Annotated in this window: 21 protein-coding genes, 4 tRNA genes, 2 pseudogenes and 1 riboswitch; of the genes and pseudogenes, 12 read left to right on the plus strand and 15 right to left on the minus strand. The window is 39.4% G+C overall.

Annotation, left to right across the window (positions count from 1 at the left end; genetic code table 11):
* Positions 1–228 precede the first annotated feature (228 nt).
* The gene (locus tag E4T92_RS06400) at positions 229–483 is read left to right on the plus strand and encodes a helix-turn-helix domain-containing protein (protein ID WP_135093896.1); all 255 of its coding nucleotides are present in this window, start codon (positions 229–231) and stop codon (positions 481–483) included.
* Here E4T92_RS06400 and E4T92_RS11260 read toward each other — a convergent pair.
* Positions 436–567: pseudogene (locus E4T92_RS11260) on the minus strand (transcriptional regulator); the annotation flags it as partial. The gene E4T92_RS06400 and the pseudogene E4T92_RS11260 sit on opposite strands and share 48 nt — an antisense overlap.
* A 212-nt stretch (positions 568–779) precedes the next feature.
* Between E4T92_RS11260 and E4T92_RS06410 the strand changes: the two are divergent.
* From E4T92_RS06410 to E4T92_RS06420, 3 genes and pseudogenes are all read left to right on the plus strand, one after another.
* The gene (locus tag E4T92_RS06410) at positions 780–1,328 is read left to right on the plus strand and encodes a DNA-binding protein (RefSeq protein ID WP_135093897.1); all 549 of its coding nucleotides are present in this window, start codon (positions 780–782) and stop codon (positions 1,326–1,328) included.
* Positions 1,329–1,548: 220 nt separating this feature from the next.
* A pseudogene (locus tag E4T92_RS06415) lies at positions 1,549–1,734 on the plus strand (hypothetical protein); the annotation flags it as partial.
* Positions 1,735–1,817: 83 nt separating this feature from the next.
* Positions 1,818–2,078: a DinI-like family protein gene (locus tag E4T92_RS06420; protein ID WP_135093898.1), complete on the plus strand. Its 261-nt coding sequence runs from the start codon at positions 1,818–1,820 to the stop codon at positions 2,076–2,078.
* A 699-nt stretch (positions 2,079–2,777) separates the two neighbouring features.
* Here the strand turns inward: E4T92_RS06420 and E4T92_RS06425 are convergent.
* The 4 genes from E4T92_RS06425 to E4T92_RS06440 form a co-directional block, all read right to left on the minus strand.
* Positions 2,778–2,853, minus strand: a tRNA-Lys gene (locus tag E4T92_RS06425).
* Between the two features lie 49 nt (positions 2,854–2,902).
* Positions 2,903–2,989 (minus strand) — tRNA-Leu (locus tag E4T92_RS06430).
* Positions 2,990–3,012: 23 nt separating this feature from the next.
* Positions 3,013–3,086 (minus strand) — tRNA-Cys (locus E4T92_RS06435).
* A 6-nt stretch (positions 3,087–3,092) separates the two neighbouring features.
* Positions 3,093–3,168: transfer RNA gene (locus tag E4T92_RS06440), tRNA-Gly, on the minus strand.
* A 245-nt stretch (positions 3,169–3,413) separates the two neighbouring features.
* Between E4T92_RS06440 and E4T92_RS06445 the strand changes: the two genes are divergently transcribed.
* From E4T92_RS06445 to putP, 5 genes are all read left to right on the plus strand, one after another.
* Complete coding sequence (locus tag E4T92_RS06445; RefSeq protein WP_135093899.1) at positions 3,414–4,526, plus strand: methionine biosynthesis PLP-dependent protein; 1,113 nt, start codon at positions 3,414–3,416, stop codon at positions 4,524–4,526.
* Between the two features lie 14 nt (positions 4,527–4,540).
* Positions 4,541–5,536: a 2-hydroxyacid dehydrogenase gene (locus E4T92_RS06450; protein WP_077542623.1), complete on the plus strand. Its 996-nt coding sequence runs from the start codon at positions 4,541–4,543 to the stop codon at positions 5,534–5,536.
* A 118-nt stretch (positions 5,537–5,654) separates the two neighbouring features.
* Positions 5,655–5,978: a thioredoxin TrxA gene (trxA, locus tag E4T92_RS06455; RefSeq protein ID WP_077542622.1), complete on the plus strand. Its 324-nt coding sequence runs from the start codon at positions 5,655–5,657 to the stop codon at positions 5,976–5,978.
* A 177-nt stretch (positions 5,979–6,155) separates the two neighbouring features.
* A complete protein-coding gene (gene putA, locus E4T92_RS06460) occupies positions 6,156–9,608 on the plus strand; it encodes a bifunctional proline dehydrogenase/L-glutamate gamma-semialdehyde dehydrogenase PutA (protein ID WP_135093900.1) in 3,453 nt (1,150 codons plus the stop codon).
* Between the two features lie 241 nt (positions 9,609–9,849).
* Positions 9,850–11,340: a sodium/proline symporter PutP gene (gene putP, locus E4T92_RS06465; RefSeq protein ID WP_135093901.1), complete on the plus strand. Its 1,491-nt coding sequence runs from the start codon at positions 9,850–9,852 to the stop codon at positions 11,338–11,340.
* Positions 11,341–11,569: 229 nt separating this feature from the next.
* On the opposite strand, the gene bioB is transcribed toward putP, so the two are convergent.
* The 9 genes from bioB to ompA form a co-directional block, all read right to left on the minus strand.
* Entirely contained in the window at positions 11,570–12,580 is a 1,011-nt protein-coding gene (gene bioB, locus E4T92_RS06470) for a biotin synthase BioB (protein ID WP_135093902.1), read from the minus strand.
* A gap of 8 nt (positions 12,581–12,588) precedes the next feature.
* Positions 12,589–13,218: a thiamine ABC transporter ATP-binding protein gene (gene thiQ, locus E4T92_RS06475; RefSeq protein ID WP_135093903.1), complete on the minus strand. Its 630-nt coding sequence runs from the start codon at positions 13,216–13,218 to the stop codon at positions 12,589–12,591.
* Positions 13,211–14,818 (minus strand): thiamine/thiamine pyrophosphate ABC transporter permease ThiP, encoded by a 1,608-nt coding sequence (gene thiP / locus E4T92_RS06480; protein ID WP_135093904.1) that lies wholly within the window; start codon positions 14,816–14,818, stop codon positions 13,211–13,213. Before thiP ends, thiQ begins: the two co-directional genes overlap by 8 nt.
* A gap of 6 nt (positions 14,819–14,824) precedes the next feature.
* A complete protein-coding gene (thiB, locus tag E4T92_RS06485; RefSeq protein WP_135093905.1) occupies positions 14,825–15,823 on the minus strand; it encodes a thiamine ABC transporter substrate binding subunit in 999 nt (332 codons plus the stop codon).
* Positions 15,824–15,861: 38 nt separating this feature from the next.
* Positions 15,862–15,955: riboswitch (TPP riboswitch) on the minus strand.
* A 115-nt stretch (positions 15,956–16,070) separates the two neighbouring features.
* Positions 16,071–16,400: a Grx4 family monothiol glutaredoxin gene (gene grxD, locus E4T92_RS06490; RefSeq protein ID WP_135093906.1), complete on the minus strand. Its 330-nt coding sequence runs from the start codon at positions 16,398–16,400 to the stop codon at positions 16,071–16,073.
* A gap of 85 nt (positions 16,401–16,485) precedes the next feature.
* Positions 16,486–17,286 carry a YgcG family protein gene (locus tag E4T92_RS06495; protein WP_135093907.1) on the minus strand — a complete coding sequence of 267 codons (801 nt, stop codon included), beginning with the start codon at positions 17,284–17,286 and terminating at the stop codon, positions 16,486–16,488.
* The gene (locus tag E4T92_RS06500) at positions 17,279–17,728 is read right to left on the minus strand and encodes a TPM domain-containing protein (protein ID WP_135093908.1); all 450 of its coding nucleotides are present in this window, start codon (positions 17,726–17,728) and stop codon (positions 17,279–17,281) included. Before E4T92_RS06500 ends, E4T92_RS06495 begins: the two co-directional genes overlap by 8 nt.
* 10 nt (positions 17,729–17,738) lie before the next feature.
* Positions 17,739–18,323 carry a LemA family protein gene (locus tag E4T92_RS06505; protein WP_135093909.1) on the minus strand — a complete coding sequence of 195 codons (585 nt, stop codon included), beginning with the start codon at positions 18,321–18,323 and terminating at the stop codon, positions 17,739–17,741.
* Between the two features lie 106 nt (positions 18,324–18,429).
* Positions 18,430–19,515: a porin OmpA gene (gene ompA / locus E4T92_RS06510; RefSeq protein ID WP_135093910.1), complete on the minus strand. Its 1,086-nt coding sequence runs from the start codon at positions 19,513–19,515 to the stop codon at positions 18,430–18,432.
* Between the two features lie 412 nt (positions 19,516–19,927).
* Between ompA and E4T92_RS06515 the strand changes: the two genes are divergently transcribed.
* From E4T92_RS06515 to hemH, 3 genes are read left to right on the plus strand one after another with little or no spacing between them, the layout of a single operon-like run.
* Positions 19,928–22,999: an FAD-binding and (Fe-S)-binding domain-containing protein gene (locus E4T92_RS06515; RefSeq protein ID WP_135093911.1), complete on the plus strand. Its 3,072-nt coding sequence runs from the start codon at positions 19,928–19,930 to the stop codon at positions 22,997–22,999.
* A gap of 31 nt (positions 23,000–23,030) precedes the next feature.
* Complete coding sequence (locus E4T92_RS06520; RefSeq protein ID WP_135093912.1) at positions 23,031–23,447, plus strand: hotdog fold thioesterase; 417 nt, start codon at positions 23,031–23,033, stop codon at positions 23,445–23,447.
* Positions 23,444–24,415, plus strand: coding sequence for a ferrochelatase (gene hemH, locus E4T92_RS06525; RefSeq protein WP_135093913.1), 972 nt, complete (start codon positions 23,444–23,446; stop codon positions 24,413–24,415). The genes E4T92_RS06520 and hemH overlap by 4 nt, the downstream gene beginning before the upstream one ends.
* A gap of 209 nt (positions 24,416–24,624) precedes the next feature.
* Here the strand turns inward: hemH and selD are convergent, their stop codons facing one another.
* A complete protein-coding gene (gene selD / locus E4T92_RS06530) occupies positions 24,625–25,668 on the minus strand; it encodes a selenide, water dikinase SelD (RefSeq protein ID WP_135093914.1) in 1,044 nt (347 codons plus the stop codon).
* Positions 25,669–25,711: the final 43 nt, after the last annotated feature.

Below are 25,711 nucleotides of genomic sequence, written 5' to 3' on the forward strand. Positions count from 1 at the left end.
TAACTTAATCTCGGATTAAGTTAAGATTATTTTAAATAAATGAGACTTAATTCCTTAAATATCAAATAGTTATAAAATTTAAATAAAAAATGTTCAATTTTTTAATTTAATCTTCCTGACTTAATCTAATGGTTTAACTTAAACTATACTTAATCCAACGGGTAACGCTAAGGATTTACACCTAAGTTTAACCTAAAGCAAGTTTAAATTAAATGCAGGGAGAGATTTATGCAGAAAAAAGATTGGAGCCGAAAACGCATTGTATATGAGCTGCACGAGCGAAATATCACATTGCATTCGCTTTCTGTGAAATCGGGACTTGCCCCCTCCACGCTGAAAAATGCGTTGCGGGTAAGTTATCCGAAAGGGGAAAAGATTATCGCTGAAGCGATTGGCGTCACTCCTCAAGAAATTTGGGCAGCACGCTATGCGGAACAATGCATTCCGAATCGTTGTTTTAGCCAATCCATTTTCAATCCCTAACTGAGCGAATGTTTTACCTCGTTTCATCAGTTCTCCACGAATTTCGTGATTGCTCATATCGCTGACTCTTTTATTCCTAGTCATTTTGTGAGATCCTTAAAAGTTAGTTTTGAAAAGTACGCAAGCAGTGTAAATCGCTTAACTATGAGCAGATAATATAGTGAATTCATTGTGAAATCAATATAAGAATTCAAATGAATTTATTAAAATCTTGGGAATTTTATATATCTATTTGATTTATGAGGGAATTTATTTTTAATAATTTTGAATTCAAAAGGAGTTTACAAGGGGGTTTTATGAATTCATCTAAGAAAGAATGGTTTACTGCTTTTGAATTAGCTGGAATAGGAGGACTACCGAATCAACCTTCTAATGTGACAAGGCGAGCGACTAAAAATCAGTGGGTTAAAAGACAAGTAGAGGGTAAGAGAGGAATTGCTTTTGAGTACCATTACAGCTCTTTACCAGAAGATGTACAGCAAGAGTTAGGCTTTAAATTCAAGTTGCCCGAATCTCCATCAAAAACTCGTGATGATTTTATCGTAACCACGCCAACAGGAAGGGAGATTGGTTTAGATATTAAAGCAACTTTACTTAAAGGGAATGACGGAAATAGAGATGAATTAATGCAAGCCATAAGGCTTATTGAAGATGCCTTGTTAAATATCGGCAACCAAAAGCCTGACGAGTCGTTTAACAACATAGAACGTCACCTTGTGCAATGTTTCCGTAAAGCAAGCGAAGAGGGGCGTGTGGCAATTCTGACAACGGCTGAATCTATGGCAAGCCTGCAAGAGAAAAAAGAAGAGGCGAAGTCATTTAAGGATAATTTAAACGCCGCTTAAACACTTTTAAACGTGCTTTATATTTTCGCAGTTTTAATGGCTCAAGCGGTCATTTCCCGCCAATTTTTCGCAATTCATCATTTTTGGTTTCTTTCTAATTAAAATGGGGCAATGCACCGCAAAGCCCCATTTCTCAATACTTCCGCCCACTTACGTCCGTAAAATTCCGCTAAATCCCTATTTGATTTTTGTTTCGTTGTTTTAGTGGGTTTTAACAATGGGATCAGAGGGGCAAAACATTTTTAGATTATTAGAAGATACGATTCAACTCTTGGGAGAGATAGCAAGTACATTGGCAACACACACGCATGGTGGCTCACCTCAGCCAAATCAAGCCTCAATATTTAATAATCAATCATCAACAGCACAGAAAATCAAAAGTAAACTTACCCCGATCATTGAATAAACAAGCAAATCACTGTGTATCTTGACAGTGATTTTTTACCCCTTAAAATACTGTTCATAAAAACAGTGACAAAAGGGAAAACTATGAAAAAACTAGACATTCGTTTTACAAAAGAACGGGACAGCAAAAAAATAACCAGACAGCAAAAAATGATTGCAAGATTGGAAGAAGTATTGCCAAAACGTATTGGTGAAAAATTTAAGGATGTTGATGTCAGAATCAGAACATCAAGTTCACAAGGATTTGATGTTTCAGGTTTTGATAAAGACGATAAGGAAAAATTTTTAGCATATCTTGAGGAGCTATGGAATGATGATTCACTCCTTGATGGAATAGATGAATAAAAACAACCAAACAGATTAACCAAGAAAACGCCTTGTTGGTATATGCCGGCAGGCGTTTTTTATTTTGGCAACTCAACGTATTTTGAGACAAATGCCAACTTCTTCTTTATCCCACACTCACCTTCTTCAAAATCAATAAGTTATATTTTTTATTTGGCATTTCGCCCTTTTTTGGCAAATACCAACTTCTCACGATCATTTTGTGATATGACAAGACCCTATTTTCATTTCCAATGAGCACACCACGGAAAATTTAACTAATTGCTTCTTAATTAAATTTATTTAAAAAGGAAAATTGTTTAATAGCCACGGAAATTTTTTACGTAAAACACCACGCCACGTAAAATCCACTTCCTCCCCCGCCGAATTTACGTTAAAAATTTTCATTTTTTCAGTTAAATTTCAGGGGTGAAATAATGTTAACCCTTTGAAGTAAAAGGGATCATCTAAGAGGCAGAATAGTGATCTTAACTGTAAAAATTACAGGTTTTTACAGTATTTTACACTTAAAAGGGATCATAAAATAAAATTAATTAACCATAACACTATGATTTATAAAAAATTTATTTATTTTCCGTGAGAATCTTTAGAAAAATTAATTTCAGTTAAAAACTAGACTGGCGGTTATCGCCACTTACAAAATATAGGAAATTAAACTATGAAAAACAAACCGCCAATTTACCGCCAGTTTGTGCTAGATGGTGGGTCGTGAAGGATTCGAACCTTCGACCAACGGATTAAAAGTCCGCTGCTCTACCGACTGAGCTAACGACCCAAATATAGGATTTTAAAGGAGTTCTTTACAAAATTGAGATTTTGTAAAATGGTGCCCGAAGCCAGACTTGAACTGGCACGCCTCGAAAGGCGAGGGATTTTAAATCCCTTGTGTCTACCGATTCCACCACTCGGGCAAAGACTAACTTACAACGTATTATGGAGGCGTGTCCCGGAGTCGAACCGAGCTACATGGATTTGCAATCCAGTGCATAACCGCTTTGCTAACACGCCGTTAATTGGAGCGGGAAACGAGGCTCGAACTCGCGACCCCGACCTTGGCAAGGTCGTGCTCTACCAACTGAGCTATTCCCGCATTCGCTGTTAGTGGTGCGCATTTTACGTAAATTTAAAAATCTGTCAATTACAGATTCAAAAAAAAAACTCAACCGTTTAAAAAAAATTCACTTCGCTTAAATTATTGACAATAAATGACGAAAAAGTGAATTCATCTACTATTTTTTAATTTCTCCTTTTATCACTTTAGGCTTTGTGCCAAAATGCTTTCGTTCTTTTTTAATAAAAAGTGCGGTCACTTTTAAAACTATTTTCGAGGATATTATGACAACACAACAATACTCAATTGATACTCTACTCGCCCAAGCAGGAAATCGTAGCGATGAACGTACTGGCGCGGTCTCTACGCCTATTTTTCTTTCCACAGCATATGGGCATCACGGCATTGGTGAAAGTACAGGCTTTGATTATACCCGTACCAAAAACCCAACTCGTACTATTCTTGAACAGACCATTGCCCAACTAGAAAATGGTGATCAGGGTTTTGCATTTTCATCCGGTATGGCGGCCATTCAAGTATTAATGAGCCTTTTCACTACCCCCGATGAATGGATTGTTTCCAGTGATGTTTATGGTGGAACTTATCGCCTTTTGGATTTTTCTTATAAGAATAATAACAGTGTCAAACCAATTTATGTTAATACTGCTTCAGTCAAAGAGATCGAAGCGGCTATTACACCAAACACAAAAGCAATTTTCATTGAAACCCCTTCCAATCCATTAATGGAAGAATGCGATGTTGCGGAAATCGCAAAACTTGCGAAAAAACATCAATTAATGTTGATAGTAGATAACACGTTTTTAACGCCTGTCCTTTCACGCCCATTAGATTTAGGCGCAGACATTGTCATTCACAGTGGTACTAAATATATTGCAGGACATAACGATGCCTTAGTAGGGTTGATCGTAGCAAAGGGCCAAACACTCTGTGAGCGAATTGCCTATATTCAAAATGGTGCAGGTGCGGTACTTTCTCCATTTGATTCATGGCTGACTATTCGTGGAATGAAAACCCTCTCTTTGAGAATGAAACGCCATCAAGAAAATGCTCAAGCCATCGCTGAATTTTTAAGCGCCCAACCTCAGGTCGATTCTGTTCTTTATCCAAACAAAGGTGGAATGCTTTCTTTCCGTTTAAAAGATGAAAGCTGGATTAATACTTTCTTGAAATCTATCAAACTTATTACCTTTGCAGAAAGCCTTGGCGGAACAGAAAGTTTTATCACTTATCCCGCCACTCAAACCCATATGGATATTCCGGAAGCTGAACGTATCGCCCGTGGCATTACGAATACTTTGCTTCGTTTTTCCGTAGGGATTGAAGATGTTGAAGATATAAAAGCAGATTTGCTTCAAGCCTTTGCAAATTTAAAATAAATCCCGGAGATAATATGAAAATTGCTGTTTACAGTACAAAAAATTATGACCGTAAATACTTTGAATTAATTAATGCAAAATACGGTTTTGATCTTGAATTTTTTGATTTTATGTTGAATGAAAGTACTGCGCGCTTAGCTGAACATTGTGAAGCTGTTTGTATTTTCGTGAATGATGACGGTAGTCGAAAAGTATTGGAAAAATTAGCCGCACTTGGTGTCAAAGTCGTCGCGTTACGCTGTGCGGGTTTCAATAATGTCGATTTAAAAGCCGCACAATCCCTTGGTATCCAAGTTGTTCGTGTCCCGGCTTATTCCCCAGAAGCTGTCGCTGAGCATACAGTTGGACTGATGATGACACTTAACCGCCGCATTCATCGAGCCTATCAACGTACTCGTGAAGCAAACTTTTCTCTAGAAGGGCTTATCGGATTTAATATGTACGGACGCACTGTTGGCGTTATCGGTAGCGGAAAAATCGGTATTGCTGTCATGCGTATTTTAAAAGGATTTGGTATGAATATTCTTGCCTATGATCCTTTTAAAAATCCTATAGCGGAAGAACTTGGTGCAAAATATGTCGAACTTGATGAGCTGTATGCAAAATCTCATGTCATCACACTACATTGCCCTGCTACACCGGAAAACTATCACTTACTTAACCGTGAAACTTTCGCGAAAATGAAAGATGGGGTCATGATCATCAATACAAGTCGTGGTTCTCTTATTGATACGCCCGCTGCGATTGATGCCCTCAAACAACGTAAAATTGGCGCATTAGGCATGGATGTTTATGAAAACGAACGTGATTTATTCTTTGAAGATAAATCTAACGAAGTTATTCAAGATGACGTATTTCGCCGCCTTTCTTCATGTCATAATGTGTTGCTTACAGGCCACCAAGCATTCTTAACTGAAGAAGCCTTAACCAACATAGCAGATGTCACATTCGCTAATATGTATAAGCTAAAATCTGGAAAACCTTGTGAAAATCTTGTTTTTCCCTCTTAGTTTTCAATAATCAAATTAATAAGTGTATTTTTGAATAAGTCGTGATATTCTGACCTCACTTGTAACCTAGAAAAATGCCCTTATATAGAGGGATGATTCACAAACAAAGGAAATAAAAATGAGCCAAGTATTACACACAACAGATGCAACATTTGAAGCAGACGTATTACGTTCTGACCTACCGGTCTTAGTTGATTTTTGGGCCCCTTGGTGTGGTCCTTGCAAAATGATTGCCCCAGTATTGGACGAGCTTGCCCCAGAATTTTCCGGCAAAGCGAAAATCGTAAAAATCAATGTTGATGAAAATCAACTTGTTGCCGGTCAGTTCGGTGTACGCAGTATTCCAACTTTACTTTTAGTGAAAAACGGTGAAGTGGTTGCAACACAAGTGGGGGCATTACCAAAAAGTCAGTTAGCCAACTTCATCAACCAACATCTTTAATCCTACTTAAATCCTCTTATTCCTCCTGAATAAGAGGATTTTTTCAACAAGATGGCAAATCCCTATTTTTTTCTGTGACATTACTCACAAATCTAAAAAACTTTTGTTTACATTTTATTTAAATAAATTAAATTTCATTAATAATCTTGTAACAAAACAGAAACAAGGGATGAGCAAATGTCTATTTCACTTTCAAAAACTTATTGCCCAACACGCAGAGCAATTACCGAAAATACGCTTCTTGATGAAAAAACTGCCGTTGACCGATTAATGGCAACGCTTGATTTTACTGAAGAACAAGAAAAACGCATTACCGACAATGCGACAAAACTCATCAATAAACTCCGTCATATCAAACAAAAACAATATGGTGCAGATGCTTTGATGGAAGAATTTTCTTTAAGCTCTGAAGAAGGTGTTGCGTTGATGTGTTTAGCCGAAGCTTTATTGAGAATTCCTGATGCAAAAACTCGTGATGAACTCATCTACGAAAAATTACAAGACGGCAACTGGCAAGCTCATTTGGGGAATGCTAAATCTTTTTTCATCAATGCGGCTAGCTATGGTCTGCTCTTCGGTAAAAAAATTAGTGAAAATCTCACTGAAGCACAACTCTCTCATAGATTAAACAATTTATTCTCCCGCTTTGCAGCACCGGTCATACGACAAGTTATGGTGAAATCAATGCGAGTGATGGGTAAGCAATTCGTTGCAGGTATAAATATGCAAGAGGCCCTCAAACACACGCAACCTCGCTATAACAAAGGTTTCACTTTCTCATTTGATATGCTCGGTGAGGCGGCAATGACAGCCACCGATGCCAATCGCTACTTCAACGACTACCTTCACGCTATTGAAGAAGTAGGCAAAAATGCTGTGGGTCGTACGATCTATGACGGAAACAGTGTCTCAGTAAAACTTTCTGCTATTCACCCTAAATATAATCGTGCCAAATATGACCGTACGATGAATGAGCTTTACCCACGAGTAAAACAACTTTTTTTACTTGCACAAAAATATAATATTAGTGTGAATATTGATGCAGAAGAAGCCAACCGCCTAGAACTATCTTTAGATTTGGTCGAAAAATTACTTGATGAGCCAGAACTCAAAGGCTACAAGGGGATCGGTTTTGTTGTTCAAGCCTACTCCAAACGTTGTCCTTATGTATTGGATTATTTAATTGATCTTGCACGTGAAAAACAGGGTTATTTAATGATCCGCTTGGTTAAAGGTGCCTATTGGGATAGTGAAATCAAATGGGCTCAAACCGATGGTTTAACCGATTTCCCACTTTATACCCGCAAGAATCACACGGATATTGCCTATGTTGCCTGTGCAAAAAAATTATTGGCTGCACAAGATGTTATCTATCCACAATTTGCCACGCATAATGTGCTCACGATGTGTACAATTTATGAAATAGGACAAGGCAAGCAATTTGAATTCCAATGCTTACATGGTATGGGAGAAAGTCTTTACGATAATATCGTTGGAAAAGAAAATTTTGACCGCCAAGTACGCGTCTATGCTCCTGTTGGAACTCACGAAACTTTATTGGCTTACCTCGTTCGTCGTCTGCTTGAAAATGGTGCAAACTCTTCTTTTGTTCACCAATTAGTAGATGAAAATATCCCCGTCTCTGAACTGGTTAACCTACCTTGGAAACGTTATTCACAATCAAATGGCGAACCTAACCAGTTAATACGCAAGCCACCTGAGCTCTTTCGCAATCGCCGTAATTCCTCAGGCTTTGATTTAACGAATGAATTAGTATTAGAAAAGCTTGAACGTTCATTGAATGAAGCACAAATTGAAAATGCGACCTCAATCACAGCAGTACCACATCTAACCCAACAAGATGTTCATATTGTAAAAAATCCTGCTAAATTAAGTGAGACCGTGGCAGAAGTTCAATTCTTAAAAACGGAACAAGCACAGGAAGTATTCAATGCTTCAACCAATCAACATTGGCATAGCCAAAGTGCGGTCAAAAAAGCAGAGGTTTTACGCTACGCTGCCGATCTTTATGAGGAAAACCATGGTTTGCTAATGAAGCTGGCAATACTCGAAGCTGGAAAAACCTTGCCAAATGCCATTGCAGAACTCCGTGAAGCCGTTGATTTCCTCCGCTATTATGCAAACCAACTTGAATACTTAGCCAATCATAACCAACTTGGAGAAGCTCGTGGTAAGATACTTTGTATTTCACCTTGGAATTTTCCATTAGCCATTTTCACGGGACAAATTGCCGCTTCACTTGCTGCCGGGAATGCGGTGATTGCAAAACCTGCCGAACAAACTTCCCTTATCGCTTATGCCGCAATCAAACTACTCCATCAAGCCGGAGTGCCGGTAGAGGCTTTACAGCTTGTATTAGGTGCAGGTGATCTTGGTGCAGCCCTTGTACAACAGCCTTTTGATGGGGTGGTATTTACAGGCTCAACAGAGGTGGCAAAACTCATTGAAAAACGTTTAGCCCTCGCTGATAACGATCCAATTTTGATTGCCGAGACAGGCGGACAAAATGTATTAGTGGTAGACACCTCCGCCCTGCCGGAACAAGTCGCAGCAGACGTATTAAATTCAGCCTTTGATTCTGCCGGTCAGCGTTGCTCTGCTCTTCGTATTTTACTCTTACAAGAAGAAATTGCGGATCAATACTACCAAATGATTTCTAAAGCAATGGAAGAGTTAAGCATAGGCGATCCTCGTTTACTGGAAACCGATATTGGCCCGGTCATTGATGAAGACGCAAAACAAAACTTACTCAATCACCAAGCCAATATGCGTAAAATTGCTCGAGACTACACGGAATTATCCACTCCGGACAACGGTCATTTCGTTGCCCCATCCGTTTATATGTTGGATAATCTTGAACAAATACAACGAGAAGTATTCGGGCCAATTCTTCATATTGTTCGTTATCGTAAAGATGACTTGGTAAATATATTAAATAGCGTAAATGCAAAAGGCTATGCACTTACCGGTGGTTGTCATACTCGTATTCGTAAACAAATGAACTTAGTGGAAAAACACCTTAACTGTGGTAACTTCTACATTAACCGTAACATTGTCGGTGCAGTAGTTGGTGTACAACCATTTGGTGGACATGGTTTATCCGGTACCGGACCAAAAGCCGGGGGAGAATTTTATCTCCAACACTTAACTCGTACACCACGTTACTATAGCCAATTCGGTGATGAACATAGTCTTGCACAAACCAGCCCTGTGTTAGAAAGCATAACCGGAGAACACAACAGTCTTTCCTATCTACCTTGTGAGATTGCTATCCTCAATGGTGATTTAGCGGTTTCTCAAGCTGCAGCAGACAAATTACTAACGGCAGGTTTCACTGTGTTGGTTGAAACAAACCATCCACTGGCAGGGGTAAACAAAGCAGGGATTCGCGTTGATACGAAACTTGATCATTGTCAAAAAGGCATCTATTTGACCGAACTTGAGAGTGAACGCCGTCTGTGGTTAGCAGAAAATAGTCAATCAATCTTCAAATGTGTCGATTGGCGTACAGAACAAGATATATTGATGTTATACAATGAGTTTTCTCGTAGTTATAATACCACTGCTGCGGGTGGAAACACCTCATTGATGGCATCGGAAGAGCATTAAAAAGTGTTGTAATGATAGAATTTCACAAGTTAGTCTGCATAACAACACGATATGGAAAAGTAAAAATATCCGTGAACTTAGCAGTTTTCATTCATAATAAAAGATAGGAGGAAAATATTGTTCCTGCACGCAATTTATTGATTTTTCAAACGTGCATAAATTTTTTAACTTAAGCCGACATAATCTCCCTGATTAGGGGAGAAAAAGTGGAAAGCTAAAATATTATAATAGGAGTAAAATTATGCAAATTTACATCACATTTGGCTTATATCTGATTATCATTTTGGGTATCGGTTTATATGCTTACCGTTCTACCCAAAACTTTGACGACTACATTCTTGGTGGGCGTAAAATGGGAAGCTTTGTAACCGCGATGTCTGCCGGTGCTTCCGATATGTCAGGTTGGCTTTTAATGGGCTTACCTGGCGCGATCTTCCTTTCCGGCTTATCAGAGGCTTGGATTGCGGTCGGACTCACAATCGGCGCATTTCTGAACTATAAGATTGTTGCCGGTCGCCTACGTGTTTTCACAGAAAAATACAGTAATGCACTCACCTTACCGGAATTTTTCGCCCAACGTTTTCCTCGTCAGAAAAAAGCGTTAAAGATCATCTCTTCCTCAATTATTTTATTCTTTTTCACCATTTACTGTGCTTCCGGTGTTGTAGCGGGTGCAAAACTATTCCAAAGTTTATTAGGTTTGGATTATTCCATCGCTCTTTGGCTTGGCGCACTGGCAACTATTGCTTATACCTTCATTGGTGGATACTTGGCTGTCTCTTGGAGCGATACAATTCAGGCTTCTTTAATGATTTTTGCATTAATTCTCGCACCTGTTATGGTATTGGTTAATATTAGCTGGGAAGAGATCAATATGGCATTAGCTGTAAAGTCTTCGGCAACCAACATTCCATATAGCAACTGGTTACATAATGTTTCAGGCATCGGGGTGATTTCTGCACTTGCGTGGGGATTGGGCTACTTTGGACAACCACATATCTTGGCACGTTTCATGGCGGCAGATTCTGTTCAGGCACTCAATAAAGCCAGAACCATTGGCATTACTTGGATGCTACTTTGTCTAGGTGGTGCGGTATCAGTTGGTTACTTTGGTTTAGCCTATTTTACCCACGAAAATATTCCTCTTGAAAATGCCGAAGCTGTCTTCATTGAACTTTCAAAAGTCATGTTCAATCCGTGGATTGTCGGTATTGTATTATCGGCTATTTTAGCGGCAGTGATGAGTACACTTTCAGCCCAATTATTAATGTGTTCTGCCGCCATCACCGAAGATTTCTACAAAGGTTTCTTCCGTCAAAATGCGTCAAGCAAAGAGTTAGTATGGATCGGACGATTAATGGTATTAGTCATTTCCGTTGTTGCCATTGTGATCGCACAAGATCCAAATTCCAAAGTCATGGGCTTAGTTTCTTATGCATGGGCAGGTTTTGGTGCCGCATTTGGACCGGTTGTCATCCTCTCGCTCTTTAACCGAAACATTAGCTCGAAAGCCGCCTTATGGGGTATGCTATCCGGTGCAATAACTGTCGTAATATGGAGTCCACTAATGAAATTCTTAGGTTGGGAAGATTTATCCAAACTTTATGAAATTATTCCCGGTTTCTTAGTTTGCTCATTTATTACACTTACCTCCTCAATTTTTGCCCCAGTCCATCCTCTTGTTGCAGAACAATTTGATGAGGCATTAGGAGAATTTGAATCCAGAAAATAACTAAAAATGGGTATTATTTGGCAAGTGCACAAAGTAGAATTTCAACAACGGTGGGGATCCACTGTGTGCCTGTTATAAAATCAAATCACTTCAATATGTTAAATTCGGACACACGCAGTGTGTCCCTACAAACTAACCCAAAAACAGATTTGTTCCACTTCGCCATAATACCGTTAAAAATCCAAAGTGCGGTTAAAATTAACCGCACTTTTTATATCTCTATATCCTATCATTCAAGAATTTTTCGATTTTCTTCTGTTTCGGGTTCAAGATCGAGTTTTGCCATAAGTAATCGATCACCGTCTTCTTCAGGATTAGCTGTAACGAGTAGTTTATCACCATAGAAAATAGAATTAGCACCAGCCATAAAACACATCGCCTGCATTTCTTCCGTCATCCCTTGGCGTCCTGCCGATAAGCGTATATAGCTTTTTGGCATCGTAATTCGTGCAACAGCAATCGTACGCACAAATTCTGTCCAATCCAGCTCAACAGCATTTTCAAGCGGTGTCCCTTCTACTTTTACTAATTGATTTATTGGTACAGATTCAGGCTGGGGATCTAAATTAGCAAGGCTAGCAATCAAACCCGCACGCTCTTTGCGTGTTTCATTCATCCCTACAATCCCACCACAACATACTTTTAAACCCGCCTTTCGCACTTTCCCTAAAGTACTTAGACGATCACCAAAATGACGTGTTCCGATAACTTTTTCATAATGTTCCGGTGCAGTATCAAGGTTATGATTATAATAATCTAGCCCCGCCTCTTTTAGTTCTTCCGCCATTCCTTCTTGTAACAATCCAAAGGTACCACAGGTTTCTAACCCAAGAGCTTTTACGGCTTTAATGATAACCGTCACTTTTTCAATATCCTTAGGTTTCGGGCCTCGCCATGCTGCGCCCATACAAAACCTAGCAGCACCACGGGATTTAGCAATCTTAGCTTTAGCCACGATCTCATCAATCTCCAATAATTGTTGATTTTGAACACCCGTCTGATAGCGAGATGATTGTGGACAATAATGACAATCTTCCGGACAACCGCCGGTTTTAATCGACATTAAAGTCGAAAGTTGAATAGCTTGTGGATTAAAATGCTCACGATGAACTTGAGCAGCACGATACATTAATTCTAAAAATGGGATCTCAAACAAAGCCTCGACTTTGCAAACCGACCAATATTCAATGGAAGGATGTGGTGTTATGCTATTTAATTGAATAGATTGTACGCTTGTCATTCTTTTTCCTATAAATTTCGTCCTTGATGAATAGGGATGATACGATCAATATACCCTTCTAATTCCTGTGGTTGATGTGTCACAAGTAGCAATGTTAAGTGCTTTTCATTACATAGCCGGTCGAGCAACTTTAACATTTCCATACGTAATTGTGGATCAAGTGCGGAGAAAGGTTCATCCAATAATAAAATGGGTTTATCACGTAACAGACAACGTGCCAATGCAACACGTTGCTTTTGCCCACCGGAAAGTGCGGTCGATTTTCTCGTTAAAAAATCCTGTAAATTGACCGCACTTGCGGCTTGCTCAATTCGCATTTTCTCTTCCTTTGAAAGGGACAAATTCGGTTTTAAGCCTAATGCAATATTTTCCGCCACGGTCAAGTGGGTGAACAAATTATTTTCTTGAAATAACATGGAAACTGGGCGTTCATAAGGGGCGCTTCTCGTGTGATTTTCACCGTTAAGCCAAATGTCCCCCACATTGACATAATCAAAACCGGCGATCAGATTTAATAAAGTGCTTTTCCCCGCACCACTCTCACCGATAATTGCGACTTTTTCTTGCTCACCAATATGCAAATCAAACATCATCGGCATAGATTGATAATTAAATTTCACTTGTTTTAATTTAATCATTGTTTTCCCTATTGTGTTCAATAAACATAAATAATCCAAGACATAAGCTAAGCAGAATCAATGCCGTAATCGCCGCCTCTTGACTCCGATACTGTCCGATTTGTTGATAAAGCAAGTGCGGTAAAGAAGTAAAATCCGGACTGCCAAACAACGCAATTGCCGTAAAATCCCCAAAAGAGAGCGTTGTCGCCAAAGCAAAGCTATATTTTAGCGGTGTTTTTAATAAGGGATATTCAATTAATTTGAAGCGTTGCCACCCTTTAAGATTTAGCGATAAACACAATTTTTCGTAATACTGCATGGCTTGCATCATCGGTGTGTTCAAAACTCGAATGACAAAAGGCATGGCGGCTAATGCATTACACAGCACGACAATTAAAAATAAATGAATATTACTAAAATCCATTTCCTGTAAAAGTAAAAATAATCCTACCGAAAGAATTAATGTCGGTACGGCTAAAATCATCATACCACCGGTTTGAATGAGGGTTGCAAACACAGGAAAATGAAGCCATTGTAGCTGACGGGAAAGCAAGAGTAATAAAAAAGAAAATACTATCGCCAGTGCACCTGAAGCGGGTGCCATCGAAAGGGAATAGATTAACGCTTTCCATAATTGAGGATCTTGCCAAAAACTAAACCATTCCGGTGCGATCAGCCCTTCCACCACAATACTCAGCAATGGTATGAAAAGAAATAAACATACGCTAAACAAAATAAAAACATTAAAAATTTTGACCGCACTTGATGGCGGCAGCAACCAAATATAGAGTTGGGAAAGATTGGTTTCCGGCGGCTTAGCAAAAACTTGGGATAAGCCAAATAATACAAAGCAAAAAACAAATTGAATCAAGGCAAATAAAGCCGCTTTAGGAAAATCAAATTCAAAAAATATCGCTTGGTAAATAGCAACTTCCAAAGTGCTATTCTGTGGCCCGCCACCAAGAGAAAGCACTATGGTGAAACTGGTAAAACACAGCATAAAAATGAGAACAAAAGTCGGTAAAAGCTGGTTTTTAAGGTAAGGTATTTCAATTAAACGGAAAAATTGCCAACCTTGAATATTTAATTGGGCCGCTAACTGATGTTGTTCTGAGGGAATTGATTGCAAGGCTTGTTGTGTTACTCTAGCAGCAAGGGGAATATTAAAAAAGAGGTGGGCAATTAATATACCGTTCAACCCATAAATTGTCGGTTTCCAATTAATCCCTAACCACTGCATTAGCCGGCTTAACCAACCCTCTGTGCCATAAATTTCGAGTAGGCCAAAGATCGCTAAAAGCGCCGGCAACACAAAAGTTAGGGAAAGTAAACGCTGGATAAGACGTTTTCCCGGGAAAGGCTGATAAAAAAACGCACGTCCAAATAATGCCCCGATCAGCACGGCAAGCAACGCCGATAAAAAGGCTTGCCCGAGACTAAAAAAGATAACTTGATGTAAATAATCATCCTGCTTGAAAGCCTCCCAAGAATAATTTCCACCGATGGAAAATACCGCAGAAAGCGATGTGCTATAAAGCAAAACAATGAAAAAAATAACCGCACTTCCGCCAATATAATGACGAGGACGGAAATGCGGATGAGAAAACAACGATATCATTAGAAACTATTTAGAAAGTGCTTTTTGCCACTGATTAATCCAAGTTTTTAATTGTTCTCCCGTGACTTTTGACGTATCCAGTACCGGCATATTTTGAGTATGTTTTTTTAACGCATCAATATGATTTTCGATAGGACTATCAATAACCGGTAGCATCACATTATTTTTCGCAATATCGGCTTGTGCTTCCGGTGAAATCAAATAATCAAGAAAGTGATCCGCGCAAGCGTTATGACGGTTAGCCACTTTAGCAACGACTTCCACTTGTAATACGCCGCCCTCACTAAATTCCGTAGCCATGTAATTATCTTTTTGCTCAGAAAGAATATGGTAAATTGGCGAGGTGTTTGTGCTTAACACAAGATCCCCTTCCCCTTTTAAGAATGCACCGTAGGCTTCTGTCCAACCTTTTGTAATGGTTACGGTGTGTTCTGACAAAGTTTTCCAGACATTTTGTGCTTCCGACTGTGGATAAAGGGCATTTACCCAAAGTAATAAACCTCGCCCGATACTACTGGTACGCGGATCTTGATATAGCACTTTTAGATCTTTACGTTCAATCAATTCTTTAAAACTTTTTGGTGGGTCAGTTAATTTATTTTTATCGTAAATAAAGGCATATTTTGCAAAATCAAAAGGTAAGAATGTGTGATCATCCCATTTTAGCGGTAAAGTTAATTTCCCGAGATCGACTTGATTAGGCTCAAACATTGCTAATTTTTTGGCTTCATCAATTTGATGATTATCTAAACCTAATACCACATCTGCTTTAATTTTTTTTCCTTCTAAACGTACACGATTAAACAACGTACCATTATTATCAAAGGCAGCATAATTTAACTGACACTGTGGAAATTGCTTTTCAAAGCCGGCTTTGACTTTCGGCCCTGCGCTCCAATCAGCACTAAAAGAATCGTAAGTATAAACAGTGAGTGGTTGTGCAGCAGTTTGAGCAAATGCAGAAGCAGCAAAAAGTGCGGTTGAAATGAGGATTATTTTCTTCATTGTACTGTCCTTATAAAAATAGAAATGAAGAAACAGCCTAATGAAAAGAGTTAGTTTCCTACGCCAGCATTATCTGTTTCAGGTTCACGGGTATCTCTCAGCCAAACAATGTTAGCACCCCGACTAAGGACTAAAAGTCTATATAAACTTTTTAAAATATACAAGCACCTTAAAACAAAACTGTTAGTTTGATCACAAAATTTAGACAAAATAAAACCCGCAATAAACGGGTTTTAAGGATGGAAGATTATGCTTCTTGGTATTTTGCTGCCACTTCACTTAATAAAGTTTGTAACTCACCGGTTTGATACATTTCTAACATGATATCGCACCCTCCAATTAGCTCTCCTTCAACCCATAATTGTGGGAAAGTTGGCCAATTTGCGTAAGCGGGCAATTCAGCACGAATATCCGGATGTTGAAGAATGTCCACATAACCAAAAGGTACTTTACAGTTCATTAATGCCTCTGCTGCACGAGCAGAAAAACCACAAGAAGGCAATTTCGGTGAACCTTTCATATAAATTAAAATCGGGTTTTCGCTGATTTGTTTTTTGATTTTGTCTAACGTTTCCATAATGTTCCCCGTAAAAAAATAGAGGCGCGTATTCTAACATAAGTTAGAGGTATCACAAATTAGAACTTGAGTAATCAGGTCAGGTTTACCAACTTCCGCCCGCCCCACCACCGCCGAAGCCTCCACCGCCAAAACCACCTCCCGATGAACCACCTCCGCCGAATCCGCCACCAAATCCTCCGCCGAAACCGGAACCTCCTCCATAACGACGGGATAATGTTGATTGACGCACAATTCGATTTAGCTGATCACGCTGATTTGGGCTAATATAAATTTCGTCTTTATGAAATTGATATTCGCCAAAAACAACAAAGGCAATAAATACCAGTACCATAATGAAAGGAATGTATTTATCAAATTCACCCTCCTCTACTTGATAGGCACCGTATTCCCCTTGGCTTGCAGCGATAATGTCATTTAATCCATCGTTGATACCCTGTGCATACTGCCCTTGTTTAAATTGCGGTAAAATTGCATTGCGGATAACCTGTGATAAAAAAGCGTCCGGTAATACCCCTTCCAAACCTTGCCCTGTCGCAATAAATACTTTGCGATCATTTTTTGCAATTAGCATTAAAACGCCGTTATTAAGTTTCTTACGCCCAATTCCCCACTTATCACCTAAGGCAAAAGTATAATCCGCAATTTCATATTCACCGGTAGTCGGTACAAGCACAACGGCAATTTGCGAGCTAGTCACATTACCATAAGAAATCAGTTTATTTTCAAGAATTTGCTGTTGTTGTGAGGAAAGCGTATTAGTGTAATCATTCACATAACGAAAAGGATTTGGCGTAGATGGAAACTGTACGGCATAGACAAAAGCCCCCCAAAAAACAAAGATAAAAACAACCGCACTTTTCATGATTTGCAAAAGTTTAGTCATGAATAATCACCTCATTTGGCAATTCATTTCTATCATCAACTTGAATAGGAAAATGCGTTTTTAAGGTATCGGTAATATGTTCAATCGCCTCAACGAGGCCTTGTGTATAGGCTTTTTCCTTAAATCGTGCAATCATTAAATTACATTGTTTTTGCCAATAAGCATCATCGACAAATTGATGAATTCCTTTATCACCAATAATGGCACAAAGATGATTTTTGTATCCAACATAAATTAATACTGCATTTTTTGCTGCTGTTTGATGCATATCAAGCTCACCAAAAATTTGTAATGCTCGCTCAATCGCCGATAATCCTTTTTCGGTTTTTGGTAATTTACGTTCAATATAAACCCGTAATTCTGCCGAACTTTGACTTTCAAGGCGAGCAATTGCCGCCTCAATTTGTTTTTTATCAACAGGGATTCTTGAAAGGAATTTCATCCGCTATGTCCTAGTTAAAATTTACTGTTGGCGCATTTTCAGCACCAGATGTAGATTTAAAATAAGGTTTTTCTTTAAAACCAAAGATCAATGCGGCGAATTTTGTTGGAAATTGACGTACTTTTTGATTATATACACGAGCAGCATCATTAAATTTATTACGAGCAACATTAATACGATTCTCAGTTCCCTCTAACTGAGCTTGTAAATTCATAAAACCTTCATGCGCCTTTAATTGCGGATATTGTTCAACAGTAACAAGTAATCTGGATAATGCCGAGCCTACTTGATTTTGTTCTTGTTGGAATTGTGCAAGTTGTTCTTCTGTCATATTGGAAGGATCAATCTTAGTTTGTGTCGCTTTTGCACGAGCTTCGATCACATTGGTTAAAGTTTGTTGCTCAAGGTTTGCTTGAGCTTTTACGGTATTCACTAAATTAGGAATGAGATCCGCACGACGTTGATAAGAAGATTCAACATTCGCCCAAACAGAATCAATTTCTTCTTCTGCTTTAACTAAGCCATTGTAACTTGGCATTAATGCAAACCCACCGGCTACGATAGCAACAAGGAGAATAACAAACCATTTTTTCATAATAATGTTCCTATAAAATTAAAGAATTCTTCTACTAAAAGAAAAGACCTAAACCGAGGTTTAGGCCTTTCTTCTATTTAATCCATCAACGGATAACTAAATGAAATTATTTAGTACCGTTAACTGCGATTTCAACACGACGGTCTGGTGCTAAGCAAGCGATAAGTGCTTTACGACCTTTAACCGCATCACAAGTTGCACCGGTAACTGGATTCGCAGCACCGTAACCAGTTGCAGTGATGTCTTGTGCAGCAACACCTTTAGCCACTAAGTAGTTAGCTACAGAATCTGCACGACGTTGTGATAATTTTAAGTTTGCTGCATCTTTACCGATACGGTCTGTATAACCTGCAACAGCTACTTTAGCACTGTTTACTTGTGCAATTTCACTATAGATACCGTCTAAAGTTGCTTGTGCTTGTGGTTTTAAGTTTGCTTTACCGAAAGCGAAAGTAACATCAGAGTTTAAGTTGAAAGTTTTGCTTACAACTTCAGGCGCAACAACTGGTGCAGCACCTTGACCGAAACGGTAAGATAAGCCAGCGTTGATAGAACCGATCCATGGAGTGTAATCTGCATTTTCTGCTAATTTATTATCTTTACCAACAGAAGTTAACCATTGATATTCAACACGCAACGCTAATTCCGGTAATGAAGGTAACGCATATTCAAAACCTGCCGCAAACATTGGAGACACTTTTAAGCTATGACGACCATTTGCATTGTTACGGCTACCGTCTGTATTGTAGAATTTATAGTCAGAACGCACTAACGCAGCTGCTGCACGTCCGTAGAAATCTAAGCCATCTAACGCAGAAACTAAACCACCTAAGTTATAGCTACCTTTTAAACCTAAATGAGCACCGTGGTTGGTGTGTTTAAGTTTAGTTTTAGCATCAGTACGGAATTTAGCACGACCAAAATCATCGTAACCTAACTCAACTGCTAAACCTAGATTGTCACGATTTAAAATTTGGTAACCAGCGAATACACCATAAGTAACAGAGTTACGAAGATAACCATCACTATAGCGGTTAGTTTTGCTAAGATCTGTATTTGCTCTAATACCATCATGGAAAGATGCTTGACCCGCTTTAGCACCAACATAGAAAGTATTTTCTTGTGGAGCCGCTTGAGCCACAGAAGCAGCTGCGAAACCAGCTACTACTAATGCGATTGCAGTTTTTTTCATTTTGATGTCCTCTATTTAGTCATCGTTAATCATAAAAGTTTCCTTACTTAAAAACCCTTTGAATATTCTAATCAAAACGGCTTCTAAGCATTGCTTAACTAGGGTTTTGAATTTGCCCTATCGTTACCAACTTTTGACAAATTCAATTCCTTTGTGTCGCCAAAGGAACGTTCAAAAGTGGGGCTATTATCCTATAAAATAGACAAAGATCAAATTTTTTTTACCTATTATGATTAATTAATAAACAATTAATCATTAAAATGAACATTCATTTATCCTTTGTTAATATTCATTCTCATTTAAATAAAACGAAGCTCAGGCTATCAAGTTTCACTCCTTAAAAATCGACATTCTAGCCTGTATCATATATTATCTCTTCGTTCTTTTTCTGTATTATTTTGTGAGTGAAACTATGCTACCCCGCCTTTCCCGTGTACCACAACTTGATGAAATTGTTCAGGATTACCTTAGTGACTTAAAAAAACAACATTTCGAGGGCGATATTGCCACAGATTATGCCGATCGATTAAGCCTCGCCACAGACAATAGTGTGTATCAACAGCTGCCTCAGGCTATTTTGTTCCCTAAAACGCTGGCAGACGTTGTGCGTCTCACTAAACTGGCAAATCAGTCTGCATATCAACCCCTTAGTTTCACACCTCGTGGTGGTGGTACGGGTACAAACGGACAATCTCTTAACCATAATATTATTGTTGATATGTCCCGCCATATGACGGCAATTTTAGAACTGAACGTAGAAGAATGTTGGGTGCGTGTGCAAGTAGGTGTCGTGAAAGATCAACTCAATCAATTTTTAAAACCTTACGGTTTATTCTTTGCACCGGAGCTTTCCACCAGTAATCGTGCCACAGTGGGTGGTATGATTAACACCGATGCCTCAGGACAAGGCTCACTGCAATATGGTAAAACCTCAAATCATGTCCTCGCATTACGCGGTGTCCTAATGAATGGTGAAATATTGGATACAACTGCGGTCAAATCTCAGGCTATTTTCGACGATATTGATTCCCTTGGCTTGAATGAAACCAGCAAAGCGCTCCATCAAACCATCGCACAACATTGCAAAGAAAAACGTGAAAGTATCATTAACGATTTACCACAACTTAATCGTTTTTTAACCGGTTATGATTTAAAAAATGTCTTCAACGAAGATGAAAGTAAATTTAATCTCACTCGTTTGCTTACCGGCTCTGAAGGATCTCTTGCCTTTATTTGCGAAGCCAAATTAAATCTCTTGCCTATTCCTCAATACCGCACCCTCATTAATATAAAATATAGCTCTTTCGATGCAGCATTGCGTAATGCGCCTTTTATGGTGAAAGCGAATGCCCTGTCTGTCGAAACAGTGGATTCCAAAGTTTTGAATCTTGCCAAACAAGACATTATTTGGCACTCAGTTAGCAAACTTTTAACGGAAGAAGAAAGGCGCCCTATTCTTGGTCTAAATATTGTGGAATATGCCGGTAATAATCGAGAAAAAATCCATCATCAAGTGACCGCACTTTGTCAGGCATTAGATGAAAAAATCGCCCAACAGCAGGATCACATTATTGGTTATCAAATTTGCGATGACCTCCCTTCTATTGAACGCATTTATGCCATGCGTAAAAAAGCCGTAGGTTTACTCGGCAATGCTAAAGGAGCGGCGAAACCTATTCCTTTTGTAGAAGACACCTGTGTTCCACCGGAACATCTCGCCGATTACATCAGCGAATTTAGAGCTTTACTAGATCGTCACCATTTACAATACGGCATGTTCGGGCATGTCGATGCCGGTGTATTACATGTACGCCCAGCCTTGGATTTATGCGATAAAGAACAAGTCAAACTTTTCAAACAAATTTCTGACGAAGTAGCTGAACTCACGATCAAATATGGCGGTTTGTTGTGGGGGGAACACGGTAAAGGTGTGCGTTCCCATTACGGCGAAAAATTCTTCACACCGGAACTTTGGAACGAACTCCGCTATATCAAATTTTTATTCGATCCGCATAATCGTCTAAACCCTGGGAAAATCTGCACACCTTTAGGTTCTGAAGATGAACTCTACTCTATTTTGTCGCCAATGCGGGCTGACTACGATCGCCAAATACCGATTCAAATACGAGAGGAATTTAAAGGTGCAATGAATTGCAACGGAAATGGACTATGTTTTAATTTCGATGAACACAGCATTATGTGCCCTTCAATGAAAGTGAGTAAAAACCGTGTGTTTTCCCCAAAAGGGCGTGCTGCGATGGTGCGGGAATGGTTGCGTTTATTAGCCAATGAAAACATTTCGCCTGAACAACTTGATTTTCAAAAAAATAATGTGAAATTGATCGCACTTGTCGCCAAAATTCACCACAGCGTGCAAAAATGGCGTGGAGAATATGACTTTTCTCATGAAGTCAAAGCGGCAATGGATACCTGCCTTGCCTGCAAAGCCTGTGCCAGCCAATGTCCAATCAAAATTGATGTGCCGAGTTTCCGTGCCAAATTTTTCCATTTTTACCACATTCGTTATTTGCGTCCGGTAAAAGATCATATCGTAGCAAATTTGGAACTTGCCGCTCCCTATATGGCGAAACAAGCCAAATTTTTCAATTACTTTACCCAATTAAAAAGCACCCAAAGGCTGGTAGAAAAAACCACAGGAATGATAGATTTACCGCTACTTTCCACTCCAAATTTGCAACAACAGCTTGTAGAAATCGGCTATCAAGGCAAACCGTTAGAAGCCTTAGAACAGCTAAGTGCGGTGGAAAAGGAGAAAGTTTTACTGATCGTGCAAGATCCTTACACCTCTTATTACGATGCGAAAGTAGTGCGGGATTTCGTGGCATTGACACAAAAACTGGGCTTTAACCCGATTCTTCTCCCTTTCAAACCAAATGGCAAGGCCATGCACATCAAGGGATTCTTGAAACGTTTTGCGAAAACAGCAAAAAACCAAGCGGAATTTCTTAATCGTGTTGCTAAATTAGATGTGCCGTTAGTGGGGGTAGATCCCGCCATTGTGCTTTCTTATCGTGATGAGTATAAAGAGGCATTACAGGCACAACGGGGGGATTTCCATGTATTGACCGCCCATGAGTGGCTCAAAAACCAACTGGATTCCGGCATATTAGAAAACCTACCAAAAACCAACCGCACTTTTGATTGGCATTTATTTCCACATTGTACGGAATCCACATTTATGCCTAATAGTCCAAAAGAATGGCAGCAAATTTTTGAAAAGTTCGGGCAACAATTAACGGTAGAAAAAGTGGGTTGTTGCGGTATGGCTGGGGTATTTGGTCATGAAACACAAAACCAAACCATGAGCCGAGAAATTTACGATATTTCATGGAGCAAAAAACTTCACGGAAAAGATCCGCACTTTTGTTTAGCAACCGGTTATTCTTGCCGTAGCCAAGTGAAACGTTATGAACAAGTGGTATTAAAACATCCCGTCCAAGCATTGCTTGAAGTGATGGAATAGCGTTCTTTTATTTTACGAATTAAGGATAAAAATGATTTGGAAAAAGCCCTTTACTCTCTCGCAACTTAATGAAATGGGGAAAAACTGCGCCGTTGGCCATCTTGGCATTGAAATTTCTGCTTTCGGTGAAGATTGGCTTGAAGCCACAATGCCGGTGGATAATCGTACTACACAGCCTTTCGGCTTATTACACGGTGGCATTTCTGTTGCTCTGGCAGAAACGGTGGGGTCTCTTGCAGGTTTTCTCTGTGTAGAGGAAGGAAAAGCCGTGGTAGGCTTAGACATTAATGCCAATCATCTTCGCCCGGTAAGAGAAGGCAAGGTCACAGCAAAGGCGATGCCTATCAATTTAAGTCGAAATACCCATGTTTGGCAAATTGACATCCGAAATGAACAGGATAAACTCTGCTGCGTTTCAAGATTAACGCTTTCTATTATAAATTTATGACAACTACAAAAAAAATTGGTGTGATTCTAGCTAATTTAGGCACCCCTGATGAACCCACCCCAACGGCAGTTTCCCGTTATTTATGGCCTTTTTTAACAGATCCCCGTGTTGTTGATTTACCCCGTTGGAAGTGGTGGCCTTTGCTTAAATTCCTTATTCTTCCCCCTCGTTCTAAACGGGTTGCCAAAAATTATCAGGCGATTTGGACAGAACAAGGCTCACCACTACTTGCTATCACCACACAGCAGCAAGAAGCTTTGCAAGCCTATTTATCAGCAAAAAATATCAATGCACAGGTTGAAATTGCCATGACATACGGTAATCCTTCTATGCAAAGTGCGGTTGATAATTTGCTTAAAAATCAGGTTGGAAAAATTATTGTATTACCACTATATCCGCAATATTCTAGCACCACTACCGGCGCCTTATTTGATGTTTTTGCCAACACACTCAAACACACTCGCAATATACCGCCTTTTGAATTTATCCATTCCTATCATTTGGATAAACACTACATTGATGCCTTAGTGCAATCCATCAAGGTGCGGTTAAAACCTGATGAGTTTTTGCTCTTTTCTTATCACGGAATTCCATTGAGCTATGAAAACCAAGGTGATTATTATCGCCAACATTGTAAAGAAACCACCATTGCTGTTGTTGATAAACTCGGTTTAACGGAAAACCAATGGGGAATGACTTTTCAATCTCGGTTTGGACGTGAAGAATGGTTACAACCTTACACCGATGAATTTTTAATTTCTGCAAGCGCACAAGGTATCCATAAAATTGCCGTAGTTTGCCCTGGCTTTTCGGTGGATTGTTTGGAAACCATTGAAGAAATTGATGAAGAAAATCGCGAGAACTTTCTCCATAACGGGGGAGAATCTTATCAGTATATTCCCGCACTGAATGCCAAACCAGCTCATATTGAAATGATGGGTAATTTAATTTTACAAAAACTGGCATAAAAATAAGCGTGGATTTACCCGTCATTATGTAAATGTACAAAAAATAGAAGTTTCAACAAAATGTAGGGACACACTGCGTGTGCCCGTTGTAAAAATCAATTTATTTCAATAGGTTAAAATTCGGACACACGCACTGTGTCCCTACAAACGAAAGAAAAACCGGCTTTGTGCAATGACGACATAATACTGGATTTTTCTCCCTCATTTTTTTAACGTACCTCAACAAAAATGCCTTTTTCTTTATCTCTTGCTTTCAGCACACCGATTTCATAAATATCAACGCCCGCTGTTTGTGCAATCGCCAAGATATCCAGCTCACTTTTCGGTTTAACCGCCACCAATAAACCACCGGAGGTTTGCGGATCACACAACACTGCTTTTTGATAATCCGTCAATGTCTCTACTTTATGCCCGTAACTCTCATAATTACGCGTCGTGCCACCCGGTACGCAACCTTCAGAAATATAGTCCAATACACCCTCAAGGGTCGGAATTTTACCGAAAAACAACTCGGCATTGAGGTTTGAACCTTCACAGATTTCAAGTAAATGACCGAGTAAACCAAAGCCTGTTACGTCAGTCATAGCGGTGACCCCATCCACTTCGGAAAATTGGCTACCGATAATATTCATTTGACACATAGCAGCCGTTGCCAAGCCTTGATGTTCGGGTTTTAATTTGCCTTTTTTCTCCGCCGTAGTCAGTACCCCAATGCCCAAAGGTTTGGTTAAATAGAGTTTACTGTCCGCCTCAGCTGAGGCATTTCGTTTCACTTTTTCAGTATTTATCACCCCAGTGACCGCCAAACCAAAAATGGGTTCGGGGGCGTCAATGGAATGTCCCCCGGCGAGAGAAATCCCCGCTTGATGACAGGCAAATCGCCCGCCATCGACAATTTTTTGCGCCACTTCTGCCGGTAATTTATTGATCGGAAAACCCAAAATCGCAATCGCCATAATCGGCTTACCGCCCATGGCAAAAATATCGCTAATCGCATTAGTTGCCGCAATACGTCCAAAATCAAAAGGATCATCTACAATCGGCATGAAAAAGTCTGTGGTACTGATAATTGCAGTTCCATTTCCCAAATCGTACACTGCCGCATCATCTGCAGTATCATTGCCGACCAACAGATGAGGATCGACAAAATGTTCAAGTTGTGTTTGTAAAATTGTCCCTAACACCTTAGGCGAAATTTTACAGCCTCAACCCGCACCGTGACTATATTGTGTTAAACGAATGTCATCCGTCATACGCTATCCCTTGTTATAAATTTGAGCCGAATTATACCTTTTT

It is taken from the genome of Pasteurella sp. WM03, from assembly GCF_004570945.1.
In the GTDB taxonomy this organism is placed as follows: domain Bacteria; phylum Pseudomonadota; class Gammaproteobacteria; order Enterobacterales; family Pasteurellaceae; genus Rodentibacter.

What these genes read in the sequence shown, in the direction of transcription:
- E4T92_RS06500 (WP_135093908.1), bottom strand. Translation starts at nt 17,728, where the DNA reads ATGAAATTCCTTTCAAGAATCCCTGTTGATAAAAAACAAATTGAGGCG.
- bioB (WP_135093902.1), bottom strand. Translation starts at nt 12,580, where the DNA reads ATGACAAGCGTACAATCTATTCAATTAAATAGCATAACACCACATCCT.
- E4T92_RS06420 (WP_135093898.1), top strand. Translation starts at nt 1,818, where the DNA reads ATGAAAAAACTAGACATTCGTTTTACAAAAGAACGGGACAGCAAAAAA.
- thiB (WP_135093905.1), bottom strand. Translation starts at nt 15,823, where the DNA reads ATGAAGAAAATAATCCTCATTTCAACCGCACTTTTTGCTGCTTCTGCA.
- E4T92_RS06520 (WP_135093912.1), top strand. Translation starts at nt 23,031, where the DNA reads ATGATTTGGAAAAAGCCCTTTACTCTCTCGCAACTTAATGAAATGGGG.
- trxA (WP_077542622.1), top strand. Translation starts at nt 5,655, where the DNA reads ATGAGCCAAGTATTACACACAACAGATGCAACATTTGAAGCAGACGTA.
- E4T92_RS06450 (WP_077542623.1), top strand. Translation starts at nt 4,541, where the DNA reads ATGAAAATTGCTGTTTACAGTACAAAAAATTATGACCGTAAATACTTT.
- putP (WP_135093901.1), top strand. Translation starts at nt 9,850, where the DNA reads ATGCAAATTTACATCACATTTGGCTTATATCTGATTATCATTTTGGGT.
- E4T92_RS06515 (WP_135093911.1), top strand. Translation starts at nt 19,928, where the DNA reads ATGCTACCCCGCCTTTCCCGTGTACCACAACTTGATGAAATTGTTCAG.
- ompA (WP_135093910.1), bottom strand. Translation starts at nt 19,515, where the DNA reads ATGAAAAAAACTGCAATCGCATTAGTAGTAGCTGGTTTCGCAGCTGCT.
- putA (WP_135093900.1), top strand. Translation starts at nt 6,156, where the DNA reads ATGTCTATTTCACTTTCAAAAACTTATTGCCCAACACGCAGAGCAATT.
- E4T92_RS06400 (WP_135093896.1), top strand. Translation starts at nt 229, where the DNA reads ATGCAGAAAAAAGATTGGAGCCGAAAACGCATTGTATATGAGCTGCAC.
- hemH (WP_135093913.1), top strand. Translation starts at nt 23,444, where the DNA reads ATGACAACTACAAAAAAAATTGGTGTGATTCTAGCTAATTTAGGCACC.
- thiP (WP_135093904.1), bottom strand. Translation starts at nt 14,818, where the DNA reads ATGATATCGTTGTTTTCTCATCCGCATTTCCGTCCTCGTCATTATATT.
- E4T92_RS06495 (WP_135093907.1), bottom strand. Translation starts at nt 17,286, where the DNA reads ATGACTAAACTTTTGCAAATCATGAAAAGTGCGGTTGTTTTTATCTTT.
- thiQ (WP_135093903.1), bottom strand. Translation starts at nt 13,218, where the DNA reads ATGATTAAATTAAAACAAGTGAAATTTAATTATCAATCTATGCCGATG.
- E4T92_RS06410 (WP_135093897.1), top strand. Translation starts at nt 780, where the DNA reads ATGAATTCATCTAAGAAAGAATGGTTTACTGCTTTTGAATTAGCTGGA.
- grxD (WP_135093906.1), bottom strand. Translation starts at nt 16,400, where the DNA reads ATGGAAACGTTAGACAAAATCAAAAAACAAATCAGCGAAAACCCGATT.
- E4T92_RS06505 (WP_135093909.1), bottom strand. Translation starts at nt 18,323, where the DNA reads ATGAAAAAATGGTTTGTTATTCTCCTTGTTGCTATCGTAGCCGGTGGG.
- E4T92_RS06445 (WP_135093899.1), top strand. Translation starts at nt 3,414, where the DNA reads ATGACAACACAACAATACTCAATTGATACTCTACTCGCCCAAGCAGGA.